Below are 14,606 nucleotides of genomic sequence, written 5' to 3'. Positions count from 1 at the left end.
CGCGCGTGGCGATGGGGACGGACAGGGCGCGACGGCTCAGCGCCCGTAGCGGCGGCCGGCCGAGGCCAGCGGCCAGTCGTCGGTGCGCAGCGGCGGCAGCGGCAGGCCGTCGCCGCCGACGATGTTGGCCTCGCCGGGGTTGTCGACCCAGGCGTAACGCGCCGCCACCGGCGCCGCCACCGCGTCGCTGCGCAGCACGATGCGATCGCCGTCGAAGCGCGCCTGCGCCGGCGCCCAGCGGCGATCGGCGCCGGCCAGGTAGAAGCCGCGCAGCGGCTCGCCGGCCCGCGTGGTGCGCAGCCCGCCTTCGGTGCGGTCGAAGCGCAGCTCGAACTCGGCGCCGCGGGCCTGACCACCGATCAGTCGCGGCCCCATGGCCGGCGCGTCGCGCAGGCCCAGCTCATGCATCGCGACGGCGGCCAGGCGCTCGCCCACGGTGCGCTTGTTGCGCGGATGGATGTCGATGGCGTCGCCGATGTCGATCGCGGTGGCCATGCCGGTGTGCGGCAAGGCGAGCGCGGCGGCCTGGCTGCCGCGCAGCTCGGCGAAGCCGTTGCCGTCGGGCCGGTTGTCGGCCAGCGGCCGCCAGGCGGCGAGCTGCACGAAGAGGAAGGGCAGGTCCGGGTCGCCGAACTGCTGGCGCCAGTCCTGGATGAGGCGCTTGAAGCCGTCGGCATAGGCCGCGGCGCGTCCTGCGTTTTCTTCGCCCTGGTACCAGAGCACGCCACGCACCGACAGTCCCTGCAGCGGCGCGATCAGGCCGTTGTGGCCCAGCGCCGGCGCGTTGTTGGCGACCGGGCCGGCCGCCGGCGCGAGCTTCTCGACGCGGGCACGCCAGGCACCGACCAGCGTCACGGCACCGGCCGCCGTGTCCAGGCGCAGGTCGGCGGCGTCGCCGTAGATGCCGCCACCGCCGCCGGTGTCAGTCACGCGCACGGCGATCCAGTTGGCGCCCGCGCGCAGCGTCCCGGTGGGCACGGCATAACGGCGGGACAGCTCCCAGCCGCACTGGCCGCCGATGCGCTGGCCGTTGATCCAGACCTCGTCGCAGTCGTCGACCTTGGCCAGGTGCAGCTCGGCCGCGCCGGCCGCCTGCGCCGCGGTCAGCTCGACGCGCTTGCGCATCCACACGATGCCGTCGACATCGGCCAGGCCCTGGCCTTCCCACGCGCCCGGCGCCTGCAGCGTGGGCCACTTGGCGTCGATGTCGCCCGCCGCGTTCCAGCCCGAGGCATCCACCCCCGCGAGCGACAGGCCGGGCTGCCAGGCCGCCACCCGCCGCTGCAGCTGCTGCCCCAGCACGGCGCTGAAGGCGGCGTTGTCCGCGGGCAGCGCCCGCACCGTCGGCGCCAGGTCCGGGTCGCGCAGGGCGGCGCCACGGCTCATCCAGGTCTCCAGCATGGAGCCGCCCCAGGCGGTGGCGATGAGGCCGATCGGGATGCCTTGCACCGCCTGCATCCGGCGGGCGAAGTGGTAGCCGACCGCGCTGAACTCGCCCACGCGTCCGGGCTCGGCGACGACCCAGGGCGCCGGCGCGATCTCCGCTTCCGGCCGCACGCTGGCGCGCAGCGGCACCCGCAGCTGGCGCAGTCGCGCATCCTGCGGCGACGCCACCTCCTGCGGGCCGGTGTCGGTCTGCGCCAGCGGCCATTCCATGTTGGACTGGCCGCCCAGCAGCCACACGTCGCCGATCAGCACGTCCTCCAGCGTGACGGTCTGGTCGCCGGTCACCTGCAGCCGGTGCGGACCACCGGCCGGCAGCGGATCCAGCTGCACGCGCCAGCGGCCATCGGCGCCCACGCGGGTGGTGGCCTCCCGGCCGCCCAGTGTCACGGTCAGCGACTGGCCGGGCGTGGCCTGGCCCCAGAGGCGCAAGGGACGGTCGCGCTGCAGCACCATGTGCTCGCCGAAGACCTCGGACAGGCGCACCTCGGCCTGGGCGGCGGCGGCCAGCAAGGCCAGGATCAGGGGAAGGACGGTCTGCTTCATGGACGGGAGGAAGGGGAGTCGATGAGGGCGTTGTCGCGGGAGTCGATGCGGGAGTCGAAGGACAGGGCCAGGGCCCGGCCCTGGTACTGCACGGAGCGGGTCTGCTCGACCCGGTCGGGGGTGGCCATGACGCGCACCCGCAGCGTGCGATGCGTCACCAGGCCGGGGAAGCGCCCCTGACGGGCGCCGATGTGCAGCGTGCGGCGGGCATCGTCCCAGCGCAGCGCGACGGTGGCGCGCTCGCCGCGCTCGTAGCGGTAGGTCTCGCCGTCGTCCTCGTAGAGGACGAAGCGGCCGTCGGCGCCGGGATAGACGCGGATCTCCCACGGTGCGCCGGCGTCCTGGCCGGTGTGCTCGACCACCGGCCCCAGGGGCACGATGGCACCGGCGCGCACGAAGAGCGGGAACTCGTCCAGCGCGTAGTCGCGCGCGACGCGGCCGCCGCCGGCGTGGCGCTGGCCGGTCCAGAAGTCGGTCCAGTCGCTGCCTTGAGGCAGCAGGGTTTCCTGCCGGCGGTCCAGCCGGCCCTGCATCTCGACCAGTTCGCGCGCCTGGGTCGGCGTGCGCCAGGCCAGGCGCAGCAAGCGGCCGCGCGTCTCCTGGAAGTAGTCGATGCGCAGCTTCAGGCGCTGGCCGGCGCGCAGCGTCAGGCGATGGCCCTTGAAGCGCGGAGGGCCCAGGTTCCAGTCGTCGACGACCAGTTCGTCGTCCAGCCACAAGCGGAAGCCGTCGTCGCCCTCCAGGCCGATCTCGTGATCACCGCTTTCGGCGGCGATGAGCTCGCCGGTCCAGCGCGCGGAGAACCGCATCAGGCCGCTCAACCCCGGCGGCACGCTGCCCAGCGGCGGATCGGGCCAGCGATGCTCGATCACCGTGTCGACGGTGCGGCTGGCCGGCTTCTCGAAGTCCATGCCGTCGAAGTATTCGAGCAGCAGGCCGCCCTGGCCGTCCGGCGTGCGCAGCTGCGCGGCCGGCACGGTCGCGGGCGGCGGCAGCACCGCATGGAACATCGGCCGCGTGATCGGCTGCACCAGGAAGGCCGGGCCGAACATGTAGGTGTCGTCCACCTTGCGCAGCGCGGCCTGGTCCGGGAAGTCCATCGCCAGGCCGCGCATCATCAGGGTGCCCTCCTGCGTGGCGCGCCAGGCGAGGCTGTAGAGGTAGGGCAGCAGCTGGTAGCGCAGCTCGGCGGCGCGGCGCAGCGAGCCGTACACCGCCGGGTCCAGGCTCTTGAACAGGTAGGGCTCGCGCTCGACCGAGGTGCCGTGGATGCGGTAGATCGGATTGAAGATGCCGAACTGGTTCCAGCGCGCGTAGAGCTCGCGCCAGGCGGGATTGCGCTCGCCGTCGGCGAAGTTCACGAAGAAGCCGCCGGTGTCCTGCGACCAGTAGGGCAGGCCGGCCATCGCGACGTTCAACCCGCCGGCGATCTGCGCGCGCAGCGAGGCCCAGCTGGATTCGGTGTCGCCCGACCAGGGCAGGGCGGCGTAGCGCTGCTGGCCGGCCCAGGCCGAGCGCGTCAGCGTGAACACGCGCCGGCCTGACGGGCCCGCCGCGCGCTGGCCCTCGTAGACGCCGCGGGTCGTCAGCAGGCTGTAGACGTTCAGGTAGCGCGTGAAGTCGCCCATCGCGTTGCGGCCCAGGCGCTTGATGTCGGCCTCGACCTCGGCCGGATCGTGCGCCGCGCCGCCGACCTCGACCTCGGTGCCGTCCATCCACAGCGCGTCCACGCCGACGTCCAGCAGGCCCTGCTTGACGTGCTTGAAGTAGATGCGCCGCCCGGCGGGGCTGAAGGCGTCGTAGATCCGCGCGCGCTTGGAGATCCAGTGCAGTGGCTCGAAGCGCAGGTGCTGCGCGTCGAGCTCACGGGCCAGCGCCGTGTCGTTGCCCACCGACGGCCAGATCGACACCATCAGCCGCGTGTGCAGCGGCCCGTGCAATTCGCGCGTCATCGCGGCCGGATCGGGGAAGCGCTCGCGGTCCCAGACCATGCCGCTCCACTTGCCGTCCCAGACGCCGTCCTTCTCGCCACCCCAGTACTGCCAGTCCTGGACGATGGTGTCGAGCGGGAAGCCGTCGGCGCGGAAGTGCCGCACCACGTCCAGCAGCTGCTGCTGGGTCTGGTAGCGCTCCTTGCTCATGAAGAGCCCGAACGCGGACTTGGGGAACATCGGCGCGGCGCCGGTCAACTGGCGGTAACCGGCGATCACGCCGTCCATGTCGGTGCCGGCCACGAGGTAGTAATCAGCCCCGGCGGGAGCGCTCTCCGCGCGGAAGGTCGCGCCCTGCGGCCCGTCGCTGAAGCTCATCTTCGAGTACACGTCCCACAGCAGACCCCAGCGGCGCGTCGACACCATGAACGGCACGACGATGCCGATGTTGGTCTGCACCATCAGGACCTCGCGGCCGCGGTAGTCCATGTAGGGCTCGTTGTACTGGCCCAGGCCGTACAGCGACTCGTCCGGCGTGAGGCTGAAGTGCTGGGCGAGCGCATAGCTGGGACTGCCGGCGATCTCGACCTGCTGCAGCTCGGTGGGCGCGCGCTCGCGCTCCCGGGTCAGCAGGCGGCCCGCGCCGTCGAGGAAGGTCAGCGCGCCACTGTGCTTGTCCACGAGGACCTGCACGCCGGGCGCGACCACCCGCAGCGTGTCCGCCTCCTCGCGCACTTCGATGGCGAGCGGACGCGGCCTGGCCACGACCACCAGGCTGGGCTGCGCGGTATGCGCCACGCCCAGGTGGGCGGTGACCCGCACCAGTCCAGGGCCGTAGAACAGCACGCCCTTGGTCAGGCCGTCGACGCGGAACTGCACCCCTTCGGCGACGCGGCGCCAGCGGAAGCCGTCCTGCGAGCCGTCCAGCGGCAGCGCGTTCAGTTGCCCGGCCGCGTCGAGCGCGGAGGGCAGCGGCGTGGCGCTCCCGGTGGTACTCGAGGCGACGGCCAGCGGGCCGGCCGAGGCCAGCGCCATCAGCCCGAACACATCACGGCGTCTCATGTCGGTGCGTCCTCCTTGGCGTTGGCTGGCGCGAGCGCGCGCGTCCTCACGGCGCCGGCTCCAGGATCACGGCGGCGCCGCCGGCCGCGGCCAGCGACAGCGTCAGCACGTCGGCGTTCGTCACGCTGCGCGTGCTGCGACGGACCTCGCGCACGACCTCGCCGTCCTGCCAGATCGTCGCGCGCCACCGGCCGGGCGGCAGGAAGCGGAGCGGGACCTTTTCGGTGCGGGCGCGTTCCGACGTCATCGCGCCGAGGTACCAGGACTTGCCGCTGCGCCGCGCCAGCACGATGTCCTCGCCGGGTTCGCCGGCGAGGAAACGGGTCTCGTCCCAGGCCGCCGGCACGCGGCGCACGAAATCGAAGCCGGTCTCGCCGCGGTAGTTGGACGGGTCGTCGGAGACCATCTGCAGCGGGCTGTCGTAGACCACGTACATGGCCAGCGCCTGGCCGCGGGTCGTCTGCGTCAGCGGCATCGAGGCGCGCACCTCGAAGTCCCGCGGCGTGGCGTTGCGGAAGCCGCCGGGCGTGTAGTCCATCGGGCCGGCCAGCATCCGGGTGTAGGGCAGCATCAGGTTGTGCCGCGGCGTGATGCGCCGGTCCATCTTGTTCCACTCCGCGCCCAGCACGCCTTCCTGGGTGATGAAGTTGGGATAGGTCCGCTGCAGCCCGGCGGGCACGTAGGCACCGTGCAGGTCCAGCAGCAGGTGGCGTTTGGCGGTGGCTTCGGCCACGCGCTGGTAGAAGGCGACCATCTCCTGGTCGTCCCGGTTCATGAAGTCGACCTTGATGCCCTTGATGCCCCAGCGCGCGTAGGTGTCCAGCACCTCGTCCATCCGCGGCGCCAGGTGCTCCCAGTGCACCCACAGCAGCAGGCCCACGCCCTTGTCGGCGGCGTAGCGCACCAGGGCCGGCATGTCGATGCCGTCGGCCGCGCGGGTGATGTCGGTGGTGGGCAGCGGATCGCAGCACGGTCCGGTGCCGAAGGCCCAGCCAGCGTCCATCAGGTGGTAGGGGAAGCCCGATTCCGCCGCGAAGTCGATGAATCGCTTGTAGGCGGCCAGGTCGGGCTTCACGCCCTCGAGCGGCCCGGACCACCAGTCCCAGGAGGTCTTGCCGGCCTTGACCCAGCTGAAGTCGCCCCGCGGCGGCGGGTTGAGGTTGCCCACCAGCTGCGACTCGATCAGCTGGCCGGCGCGGTCCGCCATCATGACGGCGCGCCACGCGGTCGTCAGGCCGGCGCTGGAGACATAGGCCGGCCCCTCGCGCTTGGGCACGCCGGACAGGCGCACGCGCAGCGCGGCGCCGTCGCGCCACAGCGAGGCGCCGGTGTAGCCCTCCAGGTGCGCCTGCGTGATGGCGTAATGCGTGCGGCCCGAAGGCGAGGCGCAGACCAGCGGCACGTCGTAACCCGCATCGCGCTTGAGCTCGGAGATCCGCAGCCGCTCGAAGGGCAGTTCATGCGCGCCTTCCACCGGGGTGACGAGGCAGGCGGGATCGCCGGCCGGCACGAAGGCCGTGCGCTCATCTTTCAGCCGCACAGGGGCCTGGCCCTCGAGCCGGTAGCGGAAGGCCACGCCCTCGTCATAGGCGCGCGCATCGATGAAGAGGCGCCGTCCGCCGCCCGCTTCCCGGAAGGTCAGCGTCGTGCCGAGGTAGTGGTCGCGCGCCGTGGCCGCCTTGGTCGCGACGAGCGGGATGACGCGGTCCTCCCGCGTGTCCTGGCGCAACTCCAGCGTCAGCGCGCCGAGCGGCGGCTGGCCGTCCAGCTCCAGCCCCAGCGGCGAGTCGGCGATGACCGTCTCGCCCTTGCGGCTGATGCTGAAGCGGCTGGCGTCGTCGGCGATGCGCAGCGTGATGCGCCCGTCGGGCGACGAGAGCAGGGCGTCCGCCGCCTGGGCACCGGACGCGCCCAGGGCCAGGACGGCCGCGGCGATGGGGGTGATGATCTTCATGCGGAGAAAGGGAAGGGGCCCGTCGCCGGGCCCGTTGGTCAGTTGCTGTACACCACGCCGCGGCAGCTGCCGCCGGCGTAGATCCGTCCGTAGAGGCCTTGGTCGGCCGCCATCACGCCGAGGCCGGCGTACTGGTGGGCGTCGTCGTTGTGGCGTACCCAGGTGGCGCCGGCATCGTCCGAGCGCCAGACGCCCCACACGCCGTTGATCACGCCCACCACGTAGACGGCCGCCGAGTAGCTCGAGCCCGGCTTGGCCTTGCCCAGCGCGACGATGCTCGCGCCCGCCACTTCGGGGCCGAGCCAGTCCTGCCGGCCGCCCCAGATCGGCGCGAACGCGCCCACCTTGGTCCAGTTCGCGCCCGAATCCAACGAGTGGTAGACGGCCAGGCCGTCGGCCACCCACAGGTCGCCTTCGGCGTTCGGGTTCACCGCCATCGACGACGCGCCCCACGGCGCGAAGCGCATGTTGGCGGCCACCGAGCCCTGGCTCAGCGCGAAGCTCCGGCCGCCGTCCGTCGAGACGTAGACCTTGGCCGGGGTGTAGGTCCACCAGGCGCCGCCCGAGTCGTAGGCATAGACCTTGTTGGCGTTCCTGCGGTCGGCCACCAGGCGATAGCTGCGCGGCACGCCGTTGACGACGGTGAGCGCCGGCAGGTTGGTGGCCGTCCAGCTGTTGCCGTTGTCGGTGGTGTAGGAGGGCACCGAATCGGCCGGCGCCCAGACGACGCGGTTGCGCGCCGGCACGGCCAGGTTGGACGCCTGGTTGATGTTGGCCGCGGCGCCTGCCGGCAGACGGGCGAAGGCGGCCCAGCTGCGGCCGCCGTCGCCGGACCAGTAGCCGGTGCCGACATGGCCGCTCGCGGTGCTGGTGACGTTGGCGTTGGCGATGTAGTTGGGGTCGGACCAGGCCATGTCGGCGGAGTTGCCGTTGCTCCACTGCTTGTAGGGGCTCAGCGTCGGCGTCGTGCCGAGGTCGGTGTGGATCCAGGTGCCGACGTCGCCCGAGTTGTTGATGAAGGTGTAGGAGGCGCCCGCCGGCGGCGTGGCCAGGCTCAGCGTGCAGGTCTCCTCCAGGCCGTTGACCGCGAAGTTCCAGCTCGGCGTCGACGAGGACGCGTTGCGCGTCTCCCAGATGCCGCCGCCGAAGACATGCAGCACGCGATCGCGGTTGAAGGGATCGATCTCCACGTCGTCGATCCAGCCGGAGAAACCGTCGCTGGCCGGCGTGTGCGGCATGGTGGCCGCGATCTCGCGCCAGTTGCGGCCGCCGTCGTCGGACAGCTGCACCACCTGCTGGCCGCTGTAGTTGCCCCAGGTGCCGCTCACGCCCAGCGCGATGCGCGCCGTGGCGCCGGTGCCGAGGACCGACAGGCCGCCGTAGCCGGCGCCATCGTTGCTGTTGAGCAGCGTCCAGGTGTTGCCGTTGCTGGCGTCGTACCTGTAGAGCCGCGCGGGGCCGGCGTCGCCCGGGCCGGCGCCCTTGGTGAAGAGCAGGTACAGCGCGCCGTCGGCGGTGCGCACGATGTGCGGGATGTGGAATCCGGACACCGGCGTCGCGACCGGCGTCCAGGTGGCGCCGCCGTCGACCGACTTGTAGAGGTTGGACCCCAGGCCGGCCGCGTTGACGTAGTCCGGCGCGATGGCGGCCCACAGGGTCCGCGTCGGCGAGCCGCTGCCCTTGGTCGAGGTGTCGAACACCAGGTGCTCGACGCCCATGACCTGGCCGCCCAGATTGTTGATCTGGTCGGCGGTCAGCTTTGTCGACGACAGCCCGCTCACCTGGGCCCAGGTGCGGCCGGAGTTCACGCTCCTCCACAGGCCTGCCGTGCGCGAACCGTAGAAGAGGATCGACGGATTGTTGGGGTCGACCGACAGGCGCTCGCCGATCGCCCGGCCGTTGTTGTTGCCGCCCGCCGAGAACGGCAGGTTGAAGAAGGTCCAGCTGCCGCCGCGGTTGTTGGAGATGTACAGCCGCGCGGTCGCGTCCGCCGAGGCCGACATGCCGGTGACCATGTAGACGCGCTGGTCGTTGGTGGGATCCAGGGCGATGCTTTCAACGCCGTGATGGAAGCCCTCGGCCGCGGTGAAGCCGTCGTTGATGGGAATCCAGGACGACGAGCCGGCGTCCCAGCGGTAGGCGCCGCCGACGTCGGTGCGCGCGTAGAGCAGGTCCCGGGCGCTCGGATGGAAGACCAGGCCGGTGACATAACCGCCGCCGCCGAACTTGGCGCTGGCCCAGGTGCCGGCCTTGATCGAGAACGCCTGCTGGCTCTTGGCGCCGCAGGCGTTGGTGTAGGTGGCCGTGGCGGTGCAGGCCGCGGCGGGCTGAATGGTCTGCTCGCGGGAGGCGCCGACGGTGCCACAGCCGCTCCAGCTCCAGCTGCCGCCCGAGACCGGCTGCGGACCCAGCACGGCCGAGCCGCCGGTCTTGAGCGTGGCCGAGGCCGTCGCCGACCAGCTGCCGCCGACATTCACGAAGGGCTTGATCGGCGTCGGCGTGCAGGTCTGCGCCATGGCGGTGGACACGCCGGCGGCCGCCAGGGCCAGCAGCAGGGGGGAGGATCGCAATCTCATCGGTCGACCTTTCAGCAACGGGCCCGGCCGGTTGTCTCCTCCGGGCGCGAGCTTGATGGAATCTGGTTACGGCCCTGTTGTGGGCGCGTGATATTCCGCTAAATCAAGGCGACGCGATGTTAGTTTGTGTATTGAATGAACTATCTAGGGGAAAGACCTCACCGGGACGGTGCGACGCCCCAGCGCGGGGCGCGATGACGAGGCGCGACCTCAGACGTCCGTCAAGCGCGCGTCAGGAGATCGCCAGGCGCTCGCGTCGCGGCGCCCCCAGCGTGACGCCGGCAACGAGTTCGGTCGGCAGCACCAGGTGGCCGGGAGCGGGCAGGGGCTTGTTGCGCCGCATCGCATCGATCCGTTCCACCAGCAGCTCGACCGCGCGGCGCCCCATGTCGTGCAGCGGCTGCCGCATCGTGGCCATCTGCACCGAGCGGGCCATCAAGGTGTGGTCGTAGCCGACGACGGAGATGTCCTCCGGGATGCGCAGGCCGCGCGCGCGCAGCGCCTCGATGCAGCCGAACGCGATGGCGTCGTTGCAGCCGAAGACCGCGTCGGGCAAGGGGCGTCCGCGGTGACGGCGCAGCCAGGCCTCGATCGCGTCGCGCCCGCCGTCGATGGTCAGCGGCGCCCGGATCACGTGGCCGGCGGCGGGCTTCACGCCGGCCTCGGCATGGGCGCGCAGATAGCCGTCGACCCGCCGGTTGGCGCCGGCGAAGGCCTCCGGGCCGCCCACGTGGAGGATGCGGCGATGGCCGCGCGCGAGCAGCTCGCGCACCACGTCGTAAGCGCCGACCTCGTCGTCGGTTTCCAGGTTGGCCACGCCGGCGAGGGGGCGGTCGGCGTGGACCGAGACCATCGGCGTGTGCTGCGGCAGCCAGCTGGCGTGGTCGTCCGGCAGGCGCGGGCCGAGCAGGACCAGGCCGTCGACGCGGCCGTCGCACAGGGCCGGGAGGCGGGCGCGAGCCTCCGCCCAGTCGCCCAGGGTGAAGACCACCGCGGTCTGGCCGGCGGCGGTCGCGCCATGGATGACGCCGGTGAACACCTCCAGGACATAGAGGTTGGGCTCCTCGCTCTCGAAGTTGGCGACGAAGCCGATCGCATTCGTGCGCTGGCTGGCCAGCGCGCGGGCCGTGGCGTTGGGGCGGTACTGGAGCCGCTCGGCCGCGGCCAGGACGCGTTCACGGGTTTCGGCCGACACCCGCGCCGAGCCGCGGCGACCGCCGTTGAGCGCGGACGAGGCCGCCATGCCCGACACGCCGGCCGCGCGCGCCACATCCGCCAGCGTCGGCGCGTCGCTGCGGCGACGGGTCGATGGGGCCGGCGAAGCGACCGCCTCGGCAGGCGGTGGGGCCGGCGCTTTGAGGGGTGCTTTGGAGGGCGCCTTGGGGGCCTTCGACGCCTTGGCAGGCGGCTTGGCGGGCGGTTTTGGCGGCGAGGCTGGCACGGAGGAGCGGAGGCGAAGTCGTGACGGCGCGAGGCCGCGGACTGTAGCACCGGCCCTCCATCGCCTGCCGCCCCCGAACCGCGTATCGCCCGCCTGGCCGCGGGGTGCCCGATCAGGCCGGTTCGTGGCAGGGGCCGGTGGTCTCGCGCACCTCGAGGTGGATGGCCGGGACCGTCGGCGCCGGCTCGTCCATCTCGCGGCCCAGGGCGTTCAGCAGCGCCCAGGCCGCCGCCAGCCCCATCGCGAAGGTGTGCTGGCGCACGGCGGTGACGGGCGGCGTCATGTACTTCGATTGCGGCAGGTCGTCGAAGCCGACCAGCGACAGGTCTTCAGGCACTCGCATGCCGCGGCGGTGCAGCACCAGCTTGGCGCCCCACAGGGACTGGTCGTTGGCGCAGAACACCGCGGTGAACCCATGGCCTGCGCCCAGCAGCGTTTCCATCGCGGCGATGCCGCCGGTTTCCATGAAGTCGCCCTCGACGATCAGCGCCGGATCGACGCTCAGCCCGGCCTGGCGATGGGCCAGCATGAAGCCTTCCTTGCGTTCCTGGCCGTCGACCTGGTTGGAGGGCCCGGCGATGTGGGCGATGCGGCGATGCCCCAGCGCGATCAGGTGGGCCGTGGCCAGCCGCGCCCCTTCGACCTGGTCCTGGGAGAAGGAGAAGACGCCCGCCGCGTCCGTGCGCCGGCCGATGATCGCCACCGGCAGCTGCTGGGCCAGCTCCGCGAGCCGGGCGTCGCCCAGCCGCCCGCCCAGCACGATCAGGGCATCGACCTTGCGCGCCGTCAGCAGCGCGACCCGCTCCGACTCCTCGTCCGGATTCCAGTGGCCCGGCACCACGATCGGCGTGTAGCCGCTGCCGGTCAGGCCTTCGTCGACGCCCTTGACCGCGTTGGCGAAGTAGGGGCTCTCGAGCTCCTGCGTCAGCACGCCGATGGTGTGCGTGGAGCCGCTGCGCAGCCCGCGCGCCGACAGGTTGGGGCGGAACTTCAGCTTCTGGATCGCCGCCTCGACGGCGCGCCGCTTGTCCTCGGCCACGCGGGCCGAGCCGGTGAGGATGCGCGAGACCGTGGCGGGCGAGACGCCGGCCAGCCGGGCGACGTCCTGCACCGTGGCCGGCTCGGATTTCGGGCGGGTGAGGGGAGGGCTCGGATCCATGAAGAGGGAGCGCCACGGGCGCCCTGTGACGGGAACGTCGCATGATAACGATTTCGCGGCGTCCGCGAGACAGCCATCGCATGTCGCCCTAGGGGACTTCCCTCAAGAGCGTCGATTCGTGCGATGACAACGTTGACAACGCAATTCCCGTGCAGGCAGACTGCGTGAATTCGATTTCAAGCCAACGAGACAAGGCTGCGATCCGAGGCGTCGGATCGTCGACAACAGGAAGAACCATGAGATCGCTGAGACGCCGAGAGGCCTTGATGCTGCTGTCCTGCGCCGCCGCCGGTGGAGCACGGGCCGCGCCGGCCCGGATCACCGTCGCCAGCTATCCCGACCTCGATCGGGCGCTGAAACTGGCCCTCCCGGCCTTCGCCCGGCGCCACCCCGGCGTGGCGGTCAACGTGGTGACGCTGTCGCACAAGGACCACCACACCGCGATGACGACGGCCCTCGCGGCCGGCGCCGCGCTGCCCGACCTGATCGCCCTTGATATGGATTTCTTGGGCAAGTTCGTCGACTCGGCCGGATTGGAGGATCTGTCGCGCGCCCCGTATCTCGCGGGTGGCCAAGCCGCCCGCTTCCCTGGTTACGCCTGGCGCGCCGGCGTCAACCGCCGGGGCGAGATCAAGGCACTGCCGGTGGACACCGGTCCCGGCGCGCTGTTCTACCGGCACGACCTGCTGGCGCGCGCCGGGCTGCTTGAAACCGATCTCACGCACTCGTGGTCAGGTTTCATCGAGGCCGGCCGGACGCTGCGGGCCCGCACCGGCGCCTACCTGGTCGCGCATGCGCAGGACCTCAAGGACATCCGCATCCGCGCCGGTCTGGCCGACGGGGAGGGGGTGTTCTTCGATCCGCAGGGGCGCAGCCAGGTGCAGACGGCGCGTTTCCGCCGCGCCTTCGAACTGGCTCTGCAGGCGCGCGATGCCGGCATCGACGCGCGGGTGCGCGCCTGGAGCAATGAATGGTCCGAAGGTTTCCGCCGCGGGGCCATCGCGACGCAGATGATGGGCTGCTGGCTGGGCGGCCACCTGAAGCGGTGGATCGCGCCGGAGACGGCCGGGCTCTGGCGGTCCGCGCCCTTGCCCGAGGGCGCGGCCGCGGCCTGGGGCGGCTCCTTCTACGCGATCCCGGTGCACTCGCAGCAGAAGGCGCTGGCCTGGGACCTGCTACAGCTGCTGGCCCTGGATCGGGACCAGCAGGTGGCCGCCTTCCGCTCGCTCGACGCCTTCCCGGTGCTGCTGTCCGCGCAGGACGACGGCTTCCTGTCCGAGCCCATCGACTTCCTGGGCGGGGAGGCAGCGCGCCTGCAGTGGCGGGACATGGCGCGCCGGATTCCGGCGATCACGATCGACCGCCATGACGCCGTGGCCGACGAGGTCGTGCGCAACGAACTCGACCAGGTGCTGCTGCATCGCAAGGGCATCGACCAGGCGCTGGCTGACGCGCGCGCCACCGTCGAGCGCCGCGTGCGCCGACGCGCCTGATCCGCCGCGCTTTCCCTGGAACCTCGCCCACGAGCCCTTGCATGAGTCCCCGCATGAGCCTTCGCCTCACCTGGCCGCACCGGCTGCGCATTCCGCGCCGCTGGATGCCTTACCTCTTCATCAGCCCGTTCTTCGTGCTCTTCGCGGCCTTCGGCCTGTTCCCGCTGCTGTTCTCCATCGTGCTGTCGCTGAACAGCTGGGACGCCGCCGCCGGGCTGGGCGCGATGCAGTGGGTCGGCCTGGACAACTACCTGTACGCGCTCACCCGTGACGACGGCCTGCGCGCCTCGCTCTTCAACACGCTGTGGCTGGCCGTGGTGGGCTGCGTGCCGCAGCACTTGGTCGCGCTGCCGCTGGCCTACTACCTGCACACCGCCTTCCGGCGCTGGCGCAACGGCGTGGTGGGGCTCTATTTCCTGCCCTTCATCACCTCGACCGTCGCGGTGTCGCTGGTCTTCTCGGCGCTGTTCTCCAAGGACTTCGGCGCGATCAACGCGGCGCTGCTGGGCCTGCATGAGCTGCCGCTGCTCGGCGCCTTGTTCCCGTCCACGCCGATCGACTGGGACCAGGCCGAGAACACGCGCTGGATGGTCGCGATCGTGGTGTTCTGGCGCTACGTCGGCTGGAACACGGTGCTCTACCTCTCCGCCATCCAGACGCTGCCGCGCGACCTCTTCGAGGCGGCGCGCGTGGATGGCGTCAGCGAGCGCCAGACCTTCCTGCACCTCGTGCTGCCGCAGCTGCGGCCGATGATCTTCTTCGCGGTGACGCTGGCCATCATCGGCAGCCTGCAGCTGTTCGAGGAGCCCTTCATCCTGACCAGCGGCACCGGCGGCTCGGGCCAGGCCGGCAAGACCGTGGCCATGCACCTGTACTCGGTCGCCTTCACCGATGGCGACTTCGGCACCGCCTCCGCGATCGCGTGGCTGCTCTTCCTGCTGATCGCCGCCGCCACCTGGCTCAACAACCGGCTGCTCGGCCGCCAGCGCTGACGCGGCAAG

Annotated in this window: 8 protein-coding genes; 2 read left to right on the top strand and 6 right to left on the bottom strand. The window is 71.8% G+C overall.

Features of this window, described 5'->3' with window-relative positions; genetic code table 11:
• Positions 1–36: 36 nt before the first annotated feature.
• From BM393_RS10160 to BM393_RS10135, 6 genes are all read right to left on the bottom strand, one after another.
• On the bottom strand, positions 37–1,989 hold the full coding sequence (locus BM393_RS10160; protein ID WP_091724653.1) for a sialate O-acetylesterase: 1,953 nt from the start codon (positions 1,987–1,989) through the stop codon (positions 37–39).
• Entirely contained in the window at positions 1,986–4,982 is a 2,997-nt protein-coding gene (locus tag BM393_RS10155) for a TIM-barrel domain-containing protein (RefSeq protein WP_091724652.1), read from the bottom strand. The genes BM393_RS10160 and BM393_RS10155 overlap by 4 nt, the downstream gene beginning before the upstream one ends.
• Positions 4,983–5,028: 46 nt before the next feature.
• Positions 5,029–6,936, bottom strand: coding sequence for a glycoside hydrolase family 97 protein (locus tag BM393_RS10150; protein WP_091724651.1), 1,908 nt, complete (start codon positions 6,934–6,936; stop codon positions 5,029–5,031).
• 38 nt (positions 6,937–6,974) lie between these two features.
• The gene (locus BM393_RS10145; RefSeq protein ID WP_217648410.1) at positions 6,975–9,512 is read right to left on the bottom strand and encodes a sialidase family protein; all 2,538 of its coding nucleotides are present in this window, start codon (positions 9,510–9,512) and stop codon (positions 6,975–6,977) included.
• Between the two features lie 232 nt (positions 9,513–9,744).
• Positions 9,745–10,782, bottom strand: a complete 1,038-nt coding sequence (locus BM393_RS10140; RefSeq protein ID WP_091724650.1) for a LacI family DNA-binding transcriptional regulator — start codon at positions 10,780–10,782, stop codon at positions 9,745–9,747.
• Positions 10,783–11,065: 283 nt separating this feature from the next.
• Positions 11,066–12,112 (bottom strand): LacI family DNA-binding transcriptional regulator, encoded by a 1,047-nt coding sequence (locus BM393_RS10135; RefSeq protein WP_091724649.1) that lies wholly within the window; start codon positions 12,110–12,112, stop codon positions 11,066–11,068.
• Positions 12,113–12,348: 236 nt separating this feature from the next.
• Between BM393_RS10135 and BM393_RS10130 the strand changes: the two genes are divergently transcribed.
• Positions 12,349–13,605, top strand: a complete 1,257-nt coding sequence (locus tag BM393_RS10130; RefSeq protein WP_091724648.1) for an ABC transporter substrate-binding protein — start codon at positions 12,349–12,351, stop codon at positions 13,603–13,605.
• Positions 13,606–13,658: 53 nt separating this feature from the next.
• Positions 13,659–14,597, top strand: a complete 939-nt coding sequence (locus tag BM393_RS10125) for a carbohydrate ABC transporter permease (protein ID WP_254783326.1) — start codon at positions 13,659–13,661, stop codon at positions 14,595–14,597.
• Positions 14,598–14,606 lie beyond the last annotated feature (9 nt).

Origin of the sequence: Mitsuaria sp. PDC51 (assembly GCF_900113225.1) — a bacterium.
In the GTDB taxonomy this organism is placed as follows: Bacteria; Pseudomonadota; Gammaproteobacteria; order Burkholderiales; family Burkholderiaceae_C; genus Roseateles.
The sequence above is the reverse complement of the archived record's forward strand: the minus strand, read 5'-3'. Positions and strand labels throughout refer to the sequence as shown.

Bases quoted from the DNA above. Each gene is read 5' to 3' on its own strand.
- BM393_RS10160 (WP_091724653.1), bottom strand. From the start codon at position 1,989: ATGAAGCAGACCGTCCTTCCCCTGATCCTGGCCTTGCTGGCCGCCGCC.
- BM393_RS10155 (WP_091724652.1), bottom strand. From the start codon at position 4,982: ATGAGACGCCGTGATGTGTTCGGGCTGATGGCGCTGGCCTCGGCCGGC.
- BM393_RS10150 (WP_091724651.1), bottom strand. From the start codon at position 6,936: ATGAAGATCATCACCCCCATCGCCGCGGCCGTCCTGGCCCTGGGCGCG.
- BM393_RS10145 (WP_217648410.1), bottom strand. From the start codon at position 9,512: ATGAGATTGCGATCCTCCCCCCTGCTGCTGGCCCTGGCGGCCGCCGGC.
- BM393_RS10135 (WP_091724649.1), bottom strand. From the start codon at position 12,112: ATGGATCCGAGCCCTCCCCTCACCCGCCCGAAATCCGAGCCGGCCACG.
- BM393_RS10130 (WP_091724648.1), top strand. From the start codon at position 12,349: ATGAGATCGCTGAGACGCCGAGAGGCCTTGATGCTGCTGTCCTGCGCC.
- BM393_RS10125 (WP_254783326.1), top strand. From the start codon at position 13,659: ATGAGCCTTCGCCTCACCTGGCCGCACCGGCTGCGCATTCCGCGCCGC.